The 14,690-nt window shown below is 58.6% G+C and carries 13 protein-coding genes and 1 tRNA gene; 9 read left to right on the top strand and 5 right to left on the bottom strand.

All coding sequences use genetic code 11. The annotated features are described in order from the left end of the window. Positions 1-105: 105 nt before the first annotated feature. From J3349_RS12340 to J3349_RS12325, 4 genes are all read left to right on the top strand, one after another. A complete protein-coding gene (locus J3349_RS12340) occupies positions 106-960 on the top strand; it encodes a LysR family transcriptional regulator (RefSeq protein WP_207677619.1) in 855 nt (284 codons plus the stop codon). Positions 961-972: 12 nt separating this feature from the next. Next, the gene (gene citG / locus J3349_RS12335) at positions 973-2,340 is read left to right on the top strand and encodes a triphosphoribosyl-dephospho-CoA synthase CitG (RefSeq protein WP_207677618.1); all 1,368 of its coding nucleotides are present in this window, start codon (positions 973-975) and stop codon (positions 2,338-2,340) included. Further along, positions 2,333-3,376, top strand: a complete 1,044-nt coding sequence (gene citC / locus J3349_RS12330; RefSeq protein ID WP_158394873.1) for a [citrate (pro-3S)-lyase] ligase — start codon at positions 2,333-2,335, stop codon at positions 3,374-3,376. The genes citG and citC overlap by 8 nt, the downstream gene beginning before the upstream one ends. Before the next feature lie 91 nt (positions 3,377-3,467). Next, entirely contained in the window at positions 3,468-4,184 is a 717-nt protein-coding gene (locus tag J3349_RS12325) for a 4Fe-4S dicluster domain-containing protein (RefSeq protein WP_158403557.1), read from the top strand. Between the two features lie 56 nt (positions 4,185-4,240). Here the strand turns inward: J3349_RS12325 and J3349_RS12320 are convergent, their stop codons facing one another. Then, positions 4,241-5,095: a hypothetical protein gene (locus J3349_RS12320; RefSeq protein WP_207677617.1), complete on the bottom strand. Its 855-nt coding sequence runs from the start codon at positions 5,093-5,095 to the stop codon at positions 4,241-4,243. 137 nt (positions 5,096-5,232) lie between these two features. Between J3349_RS12320 and J3349_RS12315 the strand changes: the two genes are divergently transcribed. Next, the gene (locus J3349_RS12315) at positions 5,233-5,742 is read left to right on the top strand and encodes an AAA family ATPase (RefSeq protein WP_207677616.1); all 510 of its coding nucleotides are present in this window, start codon (positions 5,233-5,235) and stop codon (positions 5,740-5,742) included. Between the two features lie 618 nt (positions 5,743-6,360). Here J3349_RS12315 and J3349_RS12310 read toward each other — a convergent pair. Both J3349_RS12310 and J3349_RS12305 read right to left on the bottom strand, forming a co-directional pair. Next, a complete protein-coding gene (locus J3349_RS12310; RefSeq protein WP_207677615.1) occupies positions 6,361-7,044 on the bottom strand; it encodes a gamma-glutamyl-gamma-aminobutyrate hydrolase family protein in 684 nt (227 codons plus the stop codon). A 62-nt stretch (positions 7,045-7,106) separates the two neighbouring features. Next, positions 7,107-7,198: transfer RNA gene (locus J3349_RS12305), tRNA-Ser, on the bottom strand. Between the two features lie 125 nt (positions 7,199-7,323). Between J3349_RS12305 and J3349_RS14220 the strand changes: the two genes are divergently transcribed. Together J3349_RS14220 and J3349_RS12300 are read left to right on the top strand one after the other, a co-directional pair. Then, the gene (locus J3349_RS14220; RefSeq protein WP_256275977.1) at positions 7,324-7,455 is read left to right on the top strand and encodes a hypothetical protein; all 132 of its coding nucleotides are present in this window, start codon (positions 7,324-7,326) and stop codon (positions 7,453-7,455) included. Next, the gene (locus tag J3349_RS12300; RefSeq protein WP_158401653.1) at positions 7,452-8,471 is read left to right on the top strand and encodes an alpha-hydroxy-acid oxidizing protein; all 1,020 of its coding nucleotides are present in this window, start codon (positions 7,452-7,454) and stop codon (positions 8,469-8,471) included. Before J3349_RS14220 ends, J3349_RS12300 begins: the two co-directional genes overlap by 4 nt. A 178-nt stretch (positions 8,472-8,649) precedes the next feature. Here the strand turns inward: J3349_RS12300 and J3349_RS12295 are convergent, their stop codons facing one another. After that, complete coding sequence (locus tag J3349_RS12295; protein WP_158398000.1) at positions 8,650-9,558, bottom strand: restriction endonuclease; 909 nt, start codon at positions 9,556-9,558, stop codon at positions 8,650-8,652. 35 nt (positions 9,559-9,593) lie between these two features. After that, the gene (locus tag J3349_RS12290) at positions 9,594-10,544 is read right to left on the bottom strand and encodes an RluA family pseudouridine synthase (protein ID WP_158397999.1); all 951 of its coding nucleotides are present in this window, start codon (positions 10,542-10,544) and stop codon (positions 9,594-9,596) included. Positions 10,545-10,764: 220 nt separating this feature from the next. Here J3349_RS12290 and J3349_RS12285 point away from each other — a divergent pair, with 220 nt between their 5' ends. Further along, positions 10,765-11,502 (top strand): hypothetical protein, encoded by a 738-nt coding sequence (locus tag J3349_RS12285; RefSeq protein WP_207677614.1) that lies wholly within the window; start codon positions 10,765-10,767, stop codon positions 11,500-11,502. 421 nt (positions 11,503-11,923) lie between these two features. After that, the gene (gene alaS / locus J3349_RS12280) at positions 11,924-14,584 is read left to right on the top strand and encodes an alanine--tRNA ligase (RefSeq protein WP_207677613.1); all 2,661 of its coding nucleotides are present in this window, start codon (positions 11,924-11,926) and stop codon (positions 14,582-14,584) included. Positions 14,585-14,690 lie beyond the last annotated feature (106 nt).

The following is a 14,690-nucleotide window of genomic DNA, read 5'->3' as shown; positions in this document are numbered from 1 at the left end:
CTGTTGTATTATGAATAACGGATATGGAATCAGAGAAAAAAGCGCCGCGATGAAGCGCAAACAGGAATGATAAGAAAAATAAAGGGCAATAGGGGGAGAGCTACGATGGACGAAAAAGATTACGAGCTGCTGCACGCGCTGGACGAGACGCGCAACATCACCCACGCAGCGGACAAACTGTACATGACCCAGTCGGCACTGTCCAAGCGCATCAAGGCACTGGAACAGGAGCTGGGGGTGGAGATCGTCCTGCGCTCGCGGCAGGGCATCCGCTTCACGCCGGCAGGTGAACAGGTGCTGCTCCACAGCGCCGCAGCCGCCCGCGAGATGGAAAAGATGCGCCGCCAGCTGGCTTCCATTCGGGGCGAAGCCTGCGGCACCCTGCGGGCAGGTATCTCGGTGAACTTCTCCTACTACCGCCTGCCCGAGGTGCTGACGGAATACCACAAAGCCTACCCGAAGGTACGCCTCGACATCGCTACCGGCCACAGCCGGAACATCTACCAGCAGATGCTGGACTCTTCGCTGGACGTGGCAGTGCTGCGGGGCGAGTATCCGTGGGACGGTACCCAGTTCCTGCTCTCGCAGGAGAATATCTGCCTGATCTGCAGCGAGGAGAACAAGGACAGACCCATCTCCGATTACCTTTATATCGACCACAGCAGCGACGCCACCATCAGCGCCCAGATGGCCCGCTGGCGCTACGAGAACGGCGTGACCAACGATGCGGGTAATTTTGTGGTGGATAACATCATGGTCTGCCGCGAGATGGTGGAGCGGGGCCTTGGCTGGGCGCTGATGCCGGAAGTGGCGCTGAATAACTTCAAGGGATATGTCAAGCCCTGCACCTTCGAGAACGGCGAGCCCTTCGTCCGGCGCACCTATATTTTCTGCCAGAGAGACGCAGCCGCCCTGCCGCAGGTGCAGCTCTTTATGGACATGCTCAAAAAGCACCGCTGAGAGGAGAAAAACATGGAAACGACTGTTTCGCTGGTCCAGATGCTGGATGCACGGGAGCGCCGGGTGCAGCATCAGCAGGAGCTGCTGGCCCAGTATCACAAGCCGCTCATCTGCTTTACCATGAATATCTGCGGCCCGATAAAGGATTCGCCCCTCATCCGGCGGGGCTTTGCGCGGGGGCGTCAGCTGCTGCGCCAGCAGTTTCTGCGGGCAAAGCTGACGCCGCTGTATCAGGACGCCGTCCGGGAAGTGACCGGTTGTGAGGCGTTCTATGTGCTGGACGCCGACCCGCTGACTATCAAGAAATTCACCACCGACATCGAGGACGCCACCCCGCTGGGGCGGCTGTTCGACATGGATGTCATCCGCCCGGACGGCCTCAAAGTGGACAGAGAAGAGCTAAACCTCGAAGGCCGCCGCTGTCTCATCTGCGGCGGGCCTGCTAAGGTGTGCAGCAGCCGCCGCGTCCATACCGTGGCCGAACTGCAGGAAAAGACGACGGAGATCTTGACCGAGGCCCGGGACGCGCAGGACATTGCCGACGCGGCCCGTCTGGCCGTCCGCGCCCTGCTCTACGAAGTGACCACCACCCCGAAGCCCGGCCTTGTGGACCGGCGTAACAGCGGAAGCCATAAAGACATGGACGTCTTCACCTTCATGGACAGCGCCGCGGCGCTCTATCCCTATTTTGAAGCCTGCGCCCAGACGGGCCGCGAGACGGCGGAACAGCCCGCGCCCGAGACATTCGCGGCCCTGCGGCCTCTGGGTTGTGAGGCCGAGGGCGAGATGCTGGACGCCACCGGCGGCGTCAACACCCACAAGGGCGCGGTCTTTTCGGTGGGCATCGTCTGCGCGGCGCTGGGACGCCTCGACCGCTCCCTCTGGGCCGAAGCAGCCCGCGTTCTGGCGGAAGTATCCGCAATGACGGCGGGCCTGACCGAGAAGGATTTTGCAGGCGTCACTGCCGAGAACGCCGCTACCGTGGGCCAGAAGCTTTATATCCGGTACGGCATCACCGGTGTGCGCGGGCAGGTGGAAGCTGGACTTCCCGCAGTGCTGAATGTCGGCCTGCCGGTGCTGGAAGCCGGGCTTGCCAAGGGTTACGATTTCGACCGCGCCAGCGGCGGCGCACTGCTGGCCATCCTGGCCAACAGCACCGATACCAACATCATTGCCCGCTCGAGCCGGGAGCGTCAGCTGGCCCTCACCGAAGAGCTGAAAGCCCTTCTCGCCCAGACACCTTACCCGGATAAAGATGCGCTCGCGGCGCTGGATGACCGGTTCATTGCGGAAAATCTCTCGCCCGGCGGCAGTGCCGACCTGCTGGCGCTGACCTGGCTGCTCCATTTTGCTACTACTGAGGGGAATATCAATGAGTGAATATACCATTTCGCAGGTCTATCCGACCGATAAAACCGTTCTGGCCCAAATCGACACACTGCTGGGTCAGGAGGGCATCCGCCGCGACGGCAATCTGGACTACATCTGCGCCATGTTCGACGAGGAATACAACGTCATCGGTACCGGCAGCTGCTTCGGCAACACCCTGCGGTGCTTCGCCGTCAGCAGCGCCCATCAGGGCGAGGGTCTGCTGAACCAGATCATCACCCATCTCATCGAGGTGCAGTGCGCGCGGGGGAATATGCACCTGTTTCTCTACACCAAGGTAAAAAGCTCCAAGTTTTTCGGCGACCTCGGCTTCTACGAGATCGCCCGGGTGGAGGATACCCTTGTCTTCATGGAGAACCGCCGCGACGGCTTCGGGGCTTATCTGCGCGATCTGGAAAAGACCAGGACCGAGGGCAAAAGTGCGGCCCTTGTCATGAACGCGAACCCTTTTACCCTCGGTCATCAGTATCTTGTGGAAAAAGCCGCTGCCGCCTGCGACACGCTCCACCTGTTCGTGGTCAGTGAGGACGCCAGCCTCGTGCCTTTTGCCGTGCGCAGGAAGCTGGTGGAGGCGGGCGTGGCCCATCTGCCGAATGTGGTGCTCCACGACAGCGGCCCCTACATCATCTCGAATGCCACCTTCCCCAGTTACTTCCTGAAGGATGAGGCAGCTGTCATCGACGGCCACGCCCGGCTGGACCTCGCCGTCTTTACGAAAATCGCGGCGGCGCTGAACATCACTGCCCGCTATGTGGGCGAGGAGCCTACCAGTCAGGTGACGGGGCTTTACAACCAGATTATGTGCGAGCAGCTGCCCAAAGCGGGTATCGAGTGTGTCGTTGTACCCCGCAAAGAAGCAAACGGCAAGGCCATCAGTGCTTCCACCGTCCGCCAGTGCCTGCAGAGCGGCGACTGGGATACCCTCGAGACGCTGCTGCCCAAGACCAGCCTCGACTATTTCCGCAGCCCGGAGGCAGAGCCGGTGCTGGCACGCATCCGCAATGCGGGCAATGTCGTGCATTACTGAGAAAAACTTCCTCTCTCTTTGTGGTCATGACAACAGAAATAGGACGAAGCATCTGTTATAATAGGCCCATCAAGAAAAGGAGAGTGTGGATATGATCCGTAAAATCATTCATATAGACGAAGAAAAATGCAATGGCTGTGGTGCCTGTGTCACTGCCTGCCATGAGGGTGCCATCGGCCTCGTGAACGGAAAGGCCAAGCTTATGCGCGACGACTACTGCGACGGCTTCGGCGACTGCCTGCCCGGCTGCCCCACCGGTGCCATCACCTTCGAGGAGCGGGAGGCCGCTGCCTACGATGAGCAGGCTGTGCTGGAAAACAAACAGAAAAAGGCTGCTGCCGCTGCCGAAAAGCCCGTCTTCCACGGCTGCCCGGGCAGCGCCATGCGCCAGTTTGACCGCCAGCAGGCCGCACCGGCTGCAGCTCCTGCCGCCGCCCAGCCCTCGCAGCTGGCCCAGTGGCCCTGCCAGATCAAGCTCGTGCCGGTGAATGCACCCTATTTTGACGGTGCCAAGCTGCTTATCGCCGCCGACTGCACCGCCTACGCCTACGCGAACATCCATCAGGAGTTCATGCGCGGCCATGTTACCCTCATCGGCTGCCCCAAGCTGGATGCCGTGGACTACAGCGAGAAGCTGACCGAGATCATCCGCAATAACGACATCAAGAGCGTTACCGTCCTGCGGATGGAGGTGCCTTGCTGCGGAGGTCTCGAACACGCCGCCGTCACTGCCCTCAAGAACAGCGGCAAGTTCATCCCCTGGAATGTCGTCACCTTCTCGGTGGATGGCCGTATCCTCGACCGGTAAATAATCGCAAACAAAAAAGCAGACGCTGCACAAAGCGTCTGCTTTTTTGGTATCATTCAGTTTGTGGTCTGGGTGGCGGACTGTATCATCTTCCAGACAGACTCGATGCTCTGGCGTATCTGAGCCAGCGTGACGATGTCCTCGTCACTCATCCGGGAAGCCGGGGGAGAGAGCACCGTCTTGGCAGAAGTCACCGTGCCGGTGAGCTGGATGTGGACGTTGTGGTCCGGGATGGTCAGCAACACATGGATGGGCGTGGTCTTCGAGAAGAGAGCGTCCGTCGAAAAGCCGAGCACGAGGGTCGTGCCGTCGGCTGCGGCGGGGAACTGATAGTAGCGGTAGCCGTCCCGTGCGGCAGAAGGAGAGACTTTTTTCAGCCCCTTGAGCGAGAGGGTGAAGCCGGAAAGCTCCTGAAGCTCGACCTTGTTCGTCTCGACGCCCAGCACGGCGGAAGCCTGCGTCTGGGAGATGTAGTCTCCGAGGCTCCACTCGGGCAGAAGAACGCTTGCGATGGAGAGTTTATCGGTGACAGCCTGACGCAGAACGGTGTAGAGCTGCCCGATGTCGAAGAGCGTCTCTTCCGAGTCGATATAGACCCGGGTGAAGGGAGACGTCTTGACGGAGTCGTCTTCGTTGAGCTGGTAGAAAGAGAGCTGCAGCTTTCCGGGCGCATACTGGCCGCTGATACTGCCGCTGGAAGCGTTCACCCGATCGAGGATGTTCAGCAGCGGCGGCTTATCCGGGCTGTTGGGCGTTATCTCATACCGGAAGGTGAAGGATGCACCGGTTTGCAGAGCCGAGATTTTGCTGTGCAGCTGGAAAAAGACCACGCCCACAGCGACCACTACGGCCACCAGCACGACCGCTAAAGCAACAAAAAGCGGATTGACACGTTTTTTTGGAGATGCCATCTGCAAGACCTCCTGTCATAGACTCTATGATTATAGCATACGAGCAGGTGGACGAAATGTCAAGCCGGAACTTGACGTTATCAGACGGTCAGCGTATACTGTCTGATACATCTTATATAAGGTAAAAGGAGGCAGAAATGAAAATAGCGATACTTGGTACCAGCGGCAGCGGGAAATCCACGCTGGCAAAGCGCCTGGGGGAGAGATACGGCCTGCCGGTGCTCCATATGGATACCGTGCATTTCCTGCCCGGCTGGGTGGAGCGGCCCTTCGCCGAGGAAGAAGCCATTGTCCGGCAGTTTCTCGACGAGAACGCAGGCGGCTGGGTCATCGACGGCAATTATAGCAAGACCTGCTATGCCCGTCGGCTGAAAGAAGCGGATAAAATCATCGTGCTCTGGTTTTCACCACTGGTCTGCCTTTGGCGGGCGATACGGCGCTGGCAGCAGAACAAAGGCCGTGTGAGGGAGTCGTCTGCGCCCGGGTGCGAAGAGAAGATAGATGCCGAATTCGTCCGCTGGATCCTCCACGATGGGCGCACGAAGCAAAAGTGGGCGCAGTTGGAGAGGATCAGGGAAAAGTACCCGGAGAAATATGTATTGATTCGGAACCAGCGGGAGCTGGATGGGTTCTTGAAGGAACTTTGAACTGGTTCTCGCGCCGGTGGCGCGGGGGTAGAGCGCGGTTACGCGAGGTTAAGTTCTCTTTTGCGTGCCAAAAGAGAACCAGAAAAGCACCCGCTACTTTCGAGGCGCGGGAGGCACGAATCAAGGGCTGCTCGCCCTTGATAATCCCGAAGGAGTTGTCGAAGCCCAAAAATGCTAGCCGCTTCGCTAAACGCATTTTTTGGGCTTCTCCGGTTTACGACTCCGCCGATGGTGTTACGCTTTCGCAGAACTTTACGTTCAGCAAGGGCGTAAAGTCTGCTGCGAAGCAGCAAATTGGAGAAACGAGAAAAAAGCGTTAAGCGCAGCGACTAGCTTTTTTCCGTTTCGACCTCATCTTCGGAATCGTTAAGGGCGAGAAGCCCTTAACTCGTTGCGGGGAGAGTGGAGTCCAGAGGTAGGGAGGGGGGACTCGAAACACCCCTCCCTGCCTCTGGCCCGCGCGGAGCGCAAGCCGCTTGACCAAAAGAAAAAACCAGCCCCGCGCCACCAGCGCGAGAACCAGCTTAAAGAAAAAACCAGCTCTGCCTCTGGCCCGCGCGGAGCGCAAAGCCATTTGACCGAAAGAGAAAACTGACCCCGCGCAGGTGCGCGATACACTTAACCTTTACAAGCTTCAACAAACGCCCCAAACAGCCCCTGCTGTACCGGGTCCGCGTCGCTGAGCCACTCCGGGTGCCACTGGACGCCGAGGCAGAAGTGTGCGTCCGGCTTTTCCAGTGCTTCCACAATGCCGTCCTCGCTGAGGGCGGCTATTTCTAATTCGGGGGCAATGCGGTCTGCCGCCTGATGGTGCTGGCTGTTGACGAGCACGGTGTCCTGCCCCAGCAGGCGGGACAGCAGGGTCCCCCGCCGCACCGTGACGGTATGGACTTTCGCCCAGTGGTCATTGTGGGGAACATGCTCGAAAGGCTTGATGTCCTGATACAGCGTGCCGCCCAGCACGACGTTCATCACCTGAATGCCCCGGCAGATGCCCAGCACCGGCTTGTCTGCCGCGAGGAACGCCCGCAGCAGCTTCGGCTCGGCGGCGTCCCGCAGAAGGTTCGGCTCGCCGCAGGCGGGGATGCGCTCCTGCCCGTAGAAGGCCGGGTCCATGTCGCCGCCGCCCGGCAGCAAGAGGCCGTCGCAGGTCAGCGCCTCGGTCACGGCGGCATCCGAGTCGGAAAGCGCTACCCAGTGTACCTCGGCACCGGCCCGGGCCAGACTTTCCACATATTTTGACTGTGCGGTGGTAAGCTCCGGGTCAGTGCTCATCCGGGGCATGGCGATGGTGACAGACATAGCAAGCATCCTTTCAACTTCTGGATATAACAAAAACCCAGAACCATCGGTTCTGGGTTTTGTGGCGGAAAGATGGGGATTCGAACCCCAGAACGCTTTTGACACGTTACACGATTTCCAGTCGTGCGCCTTAGACCAACTCAGCCATCTTTCCACATCTTCAATTCTCAGTGCTTCGGGCCGCGGCCCTCAGCGCTCCACTATAATACCTGAAAGAAGGTCTTTTGTCAAGCATTTTTTCAAAAAAGTTTGCATTTTTTCAAAAATGACGCAGCTTCGATGACTGAAAATGAAAAGGAGACGAAGAACCCCTTGACGCAGGCGGCAAACGGGGCTATGATGAGGGCAGAGAGCATGCAGAGCGGGAAACTCTGCGGAAAACAAAAGGAATTCAGGAGGAAAAACAGATGAATTATTCAGATGTTTTGGCCAATGCCCGCGAGTGCATCGGCAAATACTGCAAGGCCTGCCCGGTGTGCAACGGCGTGGCCTGCAAGAATCAGATCCCCGGCCCCGGCGCAAAGGGCGTGGGCGATACGGCCATCCGCAATTATAATAAGTGGGCCGACATCCGTGTGAACATGGATACCCTCTGCGAGAACGGCACTCCCGACACCCACGTGGAGCTGTTCGGTCGCAGCTTCAAGTACCCCTTCTTTGCTGGTCCTGTGGGCGCGGTGAACCTCCACTACTCCGACGTCTACACCGACATGACCTACAACGACGTGCTGGTGCGCGCCTGCGCCGAGAGCGGTATTGCTGCCTTTACCGGCGACGGCACCAATCCTGACGTTATGACCATGGCCACCAAGGCCATCGGCAATGCCGATGGCTGCGGCGTGCCGACCATCAAGCCCTGGAACATCGACACCATCAAGGAGAAGATGGCACAGGCCAAGGCCAGCGGCTGCTTCGCCGTGGCAATGGACGTGGATGCCGCCGGCCTGCCTTTCCTCAAGAATATGACGCCTCCGGCCGGCAGCAAGAGCGTGGCCGAGCTGGCTGAGATCGTCAAGCTGGCCGAGCGTCCATTCATCGTCAAGGGCGTCATGACCGTCAAGGGTGCTCTCAAGGCCAAGGAGGCCGGTGCCGCCGCCATCGTGGTATCCAACCACGGCGGCCGCGTCCTCGACCAGTGTCCTGCTACCGCCGAAGTCCTGCCTGAGATCGCCGCGGCCCTCAAGGGTACCGGCGTCAAGGTCCTGGTGGACGGCGGCATCCGCACCGGTGTGGACGTTTTCAAGGCACTGGCACTGGGCGCGGACGGCGTGCTCATCTGCCGCCCCTTCGTCACGGCTGTCTACGGCGGCGGTGAGGAAGGCGTCAAGTGCTACATCGATAAGCTGGCCGGTGAGCTGGCCGACACCATGCAGATGTGCGGCGCACACTCCATCGAGGAGATCACGCCGGATATGGTGCGGGTCTGATGTAATAAAGAAGAAAAGGGGCTGTTGCAAAATAGCTCTCTGAAAAAAATATGCACAAAACCCGGAACCTTTTCAGGGCCAAAACGGCTCAAAATGGGTTCCGGGTTTCTGTTTTTGCACTATTTCTTTGTGCAAGTTGCTATCGCATTTTTATTTTGCAACAGCCCCTTTTTGTGTATCAGTCGTTATCGGAGAAATAATCGCTGTCGATGCGCTTGATGAGATAGGCTTTCTGGGTCGAGACGCCCACACCGTATTCTATCATCAGCTCAGTGAGCTTTTTGCCATCCACCAGAATGATATGCTGTGCGGTCGCATACTCTTTGGCTTTCGGTGAGAATTTGGCGGTGGTGATAAAGAGCCCCTTTTCCACTTTAGGCGGCCCCATCATGGCACCGGCAAATTTCTGGAGCTCCGGCTTTCCGATGGTAATGTCCGTCTTCCAGCGCTTGGCCTGTATGTAGATAAGGTTGAAGCCAAGCTTGTCTTCGTGGATGATACCGTCGATGCCGTCATCGCCGCTGTATTTGGTGACGAAGCCGTCACCATAATCCATTGCCTTCATCAAATCGACCACGAGCTGTTCAAAGAAAGCCGGGCTTTGCTCTAAAACAGCTGTCAGCAGGTCATCTGCCAGCTGGTCATTGATGAGCGAGTAAACGCGGTCAAAAGTTTCCTGCGGCGTTTCGGGCGTATCATCATGAACCACTGTCGGAGCAGGAACGACTGAAACGCCATCAATATTTTTGCGCTGATAGAATTCAACAAATGTAGGGCATTGCTGAGCGAGAATGAGGTTTGTGATAGGCTCCTTGCTGGCCAGAACTTTTCGCCCGGAAGGCGTGATATTGATATAACCACGTTGGGGAGAGTCTATCAATTCTGCTTTTTTGAGATAGGTCTTCGCCCAGCCCACACGCCCGGTATAAACAGATGAACCATTGGAAAGCGTTTCACCGAGGTCCTGCTCTGTCAGATGGAGCATCTGCGCAATAGAACTCCGCACATCTTTCATAGAGTGCGGCGCTCCATCTTGAAGGACGGTTAAGAGAGGGCGATAAAGCTCATTGTATTTTGGAATCGCCATGAAACGATCACTCCCTGCCAAATGGCTTTACATTATTATTTCAGCGTTCCATCCAGGACCTGCTGATAGTACCACGGTTTCGGGGCGTGGAAGGTCTTGCCGCTGAGGAACTCGAAATCGGGCTGGTTGAAGTGGGGCATGGTCAGCTCCCACGCACAGAGGGCCTGATATTTGAGCTTCAGTTCGCGGTTGGCGGTGTTGTTGCCGTACTTGCTGTCGCCGAGGATGGGGCAGCCGATGCTTGCCATGTGGGCGCGGATCTGGTGGGTGCGGCCGGTGATGAGCTGAACCTTGAGCAGAGCCAGACGGCCGGAGACGGCGATGGTCTCGTAGCGGGTCTCCACGTCCTTGGCACCCGGCTGCTTGTCCTCCACGATCTTCACGATGCCACGGTCGGCGTCCTTGAGCAAGTAGCCGCCGAGGGTGGCGTCCGGGGGCGTGGGACGGCCGAAGGTGACGCAGAGGTAAGTCTTTTTCACCTCACGGCTCTTGATGGCGGCGAGGAACAGCTCCTCGGCCTCCGGCGTCTTTGCGATGATGACAAGACCGCTGGTGCCGGTGTCGAGGCGGTGGCAGAGGGCGGGGGTGTAGATGTCGTTCTCCTTGTACTCGCCCTGCTGGTTGAGGTAGAGCAGAGCACGGTTCAGCAGGGTGTCGTCGTCGGGACCGTCCACGGCGAGGCCGGCGGGCTTGTTGACGATGAGGATCTGGGGGCAGTCGTACACCACCTGCGCCGGGCCGCGGGCGTTTTTCCACGCCGGGCCGTCCACACGCTTGTCAGCGTCCAGAACATCGTCAAGGATGAACAGCTTGATCTCATCGCCTGCCATCACGCGGGTGGAGAGCGGCTGTTTTTTACCGTTCAGCTTGATTTTATTTTCACGCAGGGCCTTGTTCAGACGGCCCGGGTTCAGCGCGGGGAATTGCTGCATCAGATAGTTGTCCAGCCGGGTGGGGGCGAGACATTTTACTTTCAATATTTTCACGGAAATTTCCTCTCTAAATTAAGAATAGGTTAAGATTTGCTTTTATTGTAGCGAATCCGCCTTCTTACGTCAAGTTGGTTGTTTACTTTTTCGAAAAACAAGAGTATACTGTGCCGGTGCAAAAAGAATTCATCGGAATTTAACGATGGCTTCATCATCGGATCTCTATTTATGGTATAATGAGAGCCTTACATGATTGAAGAGGGAAGAAGGTATCGATATGACGAACGACAAGAAACTGATGCTCCTTGCAGGCATTCTGGTTCTGGGGATGCTGGCCGGATGCAGCTCTGCCAGCGCTGCCAGTGCCGCCAGCGGCATGGCCGGTTCGATGCCCGCCGCCAGTGAAGTGGAAGAGGTGAGCAGCGAAGTGCGCGTCCTGCCCGGCGAAGAGGGCGTCATGATGCCCATCGACCAGGGCAGTCTTGAAGAGATGAAGACTGGTTCCTACAAGTTCGCCGCGAACATCTCGAGCGTGGACGCCAAGAAGCGCCAGATGACCCTGACGGTCTACGGCTACGACGCTTACCGCGCCGAGGACGTGGACGCGCTGGATGTGGGCAGCGTTTTCAGCACCCATCTGGACGGCGCTGTGGAAGCACAGAACGTGACTGTGGAAAAAATCGAAAAGAATGAAGAGAACGGCACCGTCTCCATCAACGGCGGCATCGAAGAGGGCGGCGTAGACCTCTGGCGCAGCGGCGACATCTACCGCACCGTCACCTACGACGACTACCCGGTCTACTACATGATGGGGGAACTCGTGCTGCCCGTGGACGACAGTGTGACCCTCAGCGACAGCTCCGCCAGCGTGGACGCTGTGCCGGTGGAGACGAACGGCGCCATCGAGGTGGGCAAGGCCGTCTCGGAGGACAAGGACAACTGGACGCCTTACAACACCACTGTCTTCACGAAGGACGGCGTCGTCAGCAATATCCTCCGCATCTGGGTGCCGTGACGCGCGATTTTTGGGAAAACCCGTTGACAAATGGCCTGACTATGCTATAATCTGAAATGAACGCAAAGGAGCAGTATGCCCTTTGCGCGTGAATGGTAATTATGGCAAATGGCAAGGATGGGGCCAGAAGGATGTGTGCCGCCGCCCAGAGAGAACGCCCTTGGCTGAAAGGCGTTCCGGCAGAGCATTTTTTACGCCACCCCGGAGCTTCCGGCGAAACAAACCGGACGCTGCGCAGCGTTACAGCGCACAAAGCGGCAGGAGCGCCCCGGCGGCATTTCTGCAATTTGGGTGGTACCACGGAGCTTTTCAGACAGCCTTCGTCCCTTTTCGGGATGAGGGCTGTTTTTTGTTTTTTGCCCGACTGCCATAAAAACTGCGTCCGGAGGAGGACGCCGATACACGAGGAGAGATTAAAACTATGCAATGGACCGGTTTGAATGAACTGCGTGACAAGTACCTTACCTTCTTTGAGGGCAAGGGCCACCTGCGTCTGGACAGCTTCCCGCTCGTCCCGAAGAACGACCCCAGCCTGCTGCTCATCAACAGCGGCATGGCACCTATGAAGAAGTGGTTCCTCGCTCAGGAGGAGCCGCCCCGTCATCGCGTGACCACCTGCCAGAAGTGCATCCGCACCCCTGACATCGAGCGCGTGGGCATCACCGCCCGCCACGGCACCTTCTTCGAGATGCTGGGCAACTTCTCCTTCCAGGATTACTTCAAGGAAGAGGTCATTCCCTGGGCATGGGAGTTCCTGACTTCCGACGAGTGGATGGCTATCCCGAAGGATAAGCTGCACATCTCCGTCTACAAAGAGGACGATGAGGCTTACGACATCTGGACCAAGAAGGTGGGCGTTGCCCCCGACCACATGGTCCGTCTGGGCAAGGAAGACAACTTCTGGGAGCACGGCTCCGGTCCGTGCGGCCCCTGCTCTGAGATCTACTTCGACCGCGGCCCCGAGTATGGCTGCGGCAAGCCGACCTGCGGCGTGGGCTGTGACTGCGACCGCTATATGGAGATCTGGAATCTGGTGTTCAGCCAGTTCGACGCCGACGGCAAGGGCCATTACGAGCGTCTGGCACGCCCCAACATTGATACCGGCATGGGTCTGGAGCGTCTGGCCTGCGTGATGCAGGGTGTGGGCAACCTGTTCGAGGTCGATACCGTTCAGAGCGTGCTGCACCATGTGGAGCGCATCGCCGGCAAGACCTACGGCACCAACCCCAAGGAGGACATCTCCATCCGCGTCATCACCGACCACATCCGCAGCTGCACCTTTATGGTGTCGGACGGCATCCTGCCCTCCAACGAAGGCCGCGGCTACGTGCTGCGCCGTCTGCTCCGCCGCGCTGCCCGCCATGGCCGTATGCTGGGCATCAGTCGCCCCTTCCTCGTGGAGCTGGTGGAGACGGTCATCCAGTCCAGCGAGTCCGCTTACCCCGAGCTGCGTGAGCACGACGCCTATATCAAGAAGGTCATCGGCACCGAGGAGGCAAACTTTGCCCGCACCATCGACGCCGGCATGAACATCCTGAACAACATGATCGACGGTCTGGAAAAGGCTCACGAGCACCTGCTGAAGGGTCTGGACGTTTTCAAGCTGAACGATACCTTCGGCTTCCCCCTCGACCTGACCAAGGAGATCGCTGCGGAGCAGGGCATCGAGATCGACGAGGATGGCTTCCACGCCGAGATGACCAAGCAGAAGGAGCGCGCCCGTGCAGAGCGCCTCAAGAAGAACATCTCCGGTTGGAGCGAAGACCTGTTCGGCACTCTGACCGCTGAGCCCACCGAGTTCGTGGGCTACGACACCCTCAAGAGCGACAGCGTCGTTGTGGCGCTGAGCGATGAGGAGACTCTGACCGACGCCATCGCCACCGACGAGCAGGCCAAGGAAGGCGTGCTGGTCGTTCTCGATAAGACCCCGTTCTACGCTGAGATGGGCGGTCAGGCCGCAGACCACGGCGTCATCACCGGCGCTGAGTGCGTGCTGCGTGTGCAGGACGTCAAGAAGACCCCCAAGGGCTACTACGTCCACACCTGCACCCTCGAGAGCGGCATCGTCCATGTCGGCGACCATCTGACCGCCCGCGTGGATAAGGAATACCGCATGGCCATCGCCCGCAACCACACCGCTACCCACCTGCTGCAGGCAGCTCTGCGCGAGGTCCTGGGCGACCACGTCCATCAGGCAGGCTCCTATCAGGACGCTTCCATCACCCACTTCGACTTCACCCACTTCAGCGCTGTCACTCCCGAGGAGCTGATCCGTGTGCAGAAGATCGTCAACGACAAGATCTTCGAGTCGATGAACGTCACCGTCAAGGAGATGCCCATCGAAGAGGCCAAGAAGCTGGGCGCTATGGCTCTGTTCGGCGAGAAGTACGGCAAGGTCGTCCGTGTTGTTGATATTGAGGGCTGGTCCACCGAGTTCTGCGGCGGCACCCACGTCAAGAACACCGCTCAGATCGGCGGCTTCAAGATCGTCAGCGAGAGCTCTGTTGCTGCTGGTATCCGCCGTATCGAGGCTGTCACCGGCCGCAATCTGCTGATTCGTGCCAATATGCAGGAAGCGATGCTGCACACCGTGGCTAACACCCTGAAGGCAAACAACGTCGCCGCTCTGCCCGCTCGTGCGGAGGCTGTCATGGCTGAGAACAAGGCCATGAGCAAGGAGCTGGAGGACATCAAGGCAAGGGTCGCTGCTTCCAAGGTCACCAGCTTGTTCGACAACGCTGAGACCGTCGGCGACGTCAAGATCGCTTCCGCTTACTTCACCGGTACCTCCGGCGACACCCTGCGCGGCATGTGCGACACCATCCGTGACAATGCCAAGGCTGCTGCTGTGGCTGTTCTGGTGGGCAAGTCTGACGACAAGATCACCATGGCTGTTACCGTGACCAAGGACGCTCAGGCAAAGGGTCTGAAGGCTGGCAATCTCGTCAAGGAGATCTCTGCCATCGCAGGCGGCAAGGGCGGCGGCAAGCCCGACTTCGCTATGGCTGGTCTGAAGGATGAGACCAAGATCGACGAGGCTCTGGCCGCTGTCAAGAGCATCGTGGAGAAGCAGCTGGGCTGATTCTGGAATAAACCTCTCCGTCACGCCTGACGGCGTGCCACCTCCCCTATTGAGGGGAGGCCTTGGCATGGCGGAAAGCTTTACCTCTTCGCCAGAGGCTCCCCTC

The organism is Faecalibacterium sp. Marseille-P9590, from assembly GCF_017377665.1.
Taxonomy (GTDB): domain Bacteria; phylum Bacillota; class Clostridia; order Oscillospirales; family Ruminococcaceae; genus Faecalibacterium.
The sequence above is the reverse complement of the archived record's forward strand: the minus strand, read 5'-3'. Positions and strand labels throughout refer to the sequence as shown.

What these genes read in the sequence shown, in the direction of transcription:
- J3349_RS12340 (WP_207677619.1), top strand. Translation starts at nt 106, where the DNA reads ATGGACGAAAAAGATTACGAGCTGCTGCACGCGCTGGACGAGACGCGC.
- citG (WP_207677618.1), top strand. Translation starts at nt 973, where the DNA reads ATGGAAACGACTGTTTCGCTGGTCCAGATGCTGGATGCACGGGAGCGC.
- citC (WP_158394873.1), top strand. Translation starts at nt 2,333, where the DNA reads ATGAGTGAATATACCATTTCGCAGGTCTATCCGACCGATAAAACCGTT.
- J3349_RS12325 (WP_158403557.1), top strand. Translation starts at nt 3,468, where the DNA reads ATGATCCGTAAAATCATTCATATAGACGAAGAAAAATGCAATGGCTGT.
- J3349_RS12320 (WP_207677617.1), bottom strand. Translation starts at nt 5,095, where the DNA reads ATGGCATCTCCAAAAAAACGTGTCAATCCGCTTTTTGTTGCTTTAGCG.
- J3349_RS12315 (WP_207677616.1), top strand. Translation starts at nt 5,233, where the DNA reads ATGAAAATAGCGATACTTGGTACCAGCGGCAGCGGGAAATCCACGCTG.
- J3349_RS12310 (WP_207677615.1), bottom strand. Translation starts at nt 7,044, where the DNA reads ATGTCTGTCACCATCGCCATGCCCCGGATGAGCACTGACCCGGAGCTT.
- J3349_RS14220 (WP_256275977.1), top strand. Translation starts at nt 7,324, where the DNA reads ATGACTGAAAATGAAAAGGAGACGAAGAACCCCTTGACGCAGGCGGCA.
- J3349_RS12300 (WP_158401653.1), top strand. Translation starts at nt 7,452, where the DNA reads ATGAATTATTCAGATGTTTTGGCCAATGCCCGCGAGTGCATCGGCAAA.
- J3349_RS12295 (WP_158398000.1), bottom strand. Translation starts at nt 9,558, where the DNA reads ATGGCGATTCCAAAATACAATGAGCTTTATCGCCCTCTCTTAACCGTC.
- J3349_RS12285 (WP_207677614.1), top strand. Translation starts at nt 10,765, where the DNA reads ATGACGAACGACAAGAAACTGATGCTCCTTGCAGGCATTCTGGTTCTG.
- alaS (WP_207677613.1), top strand. Translation starts at nt 11,924, where the DNA reads ATGCAATGGACCGGTTTGAATGAACTGCGTGACAAGTACCTTACCTTC.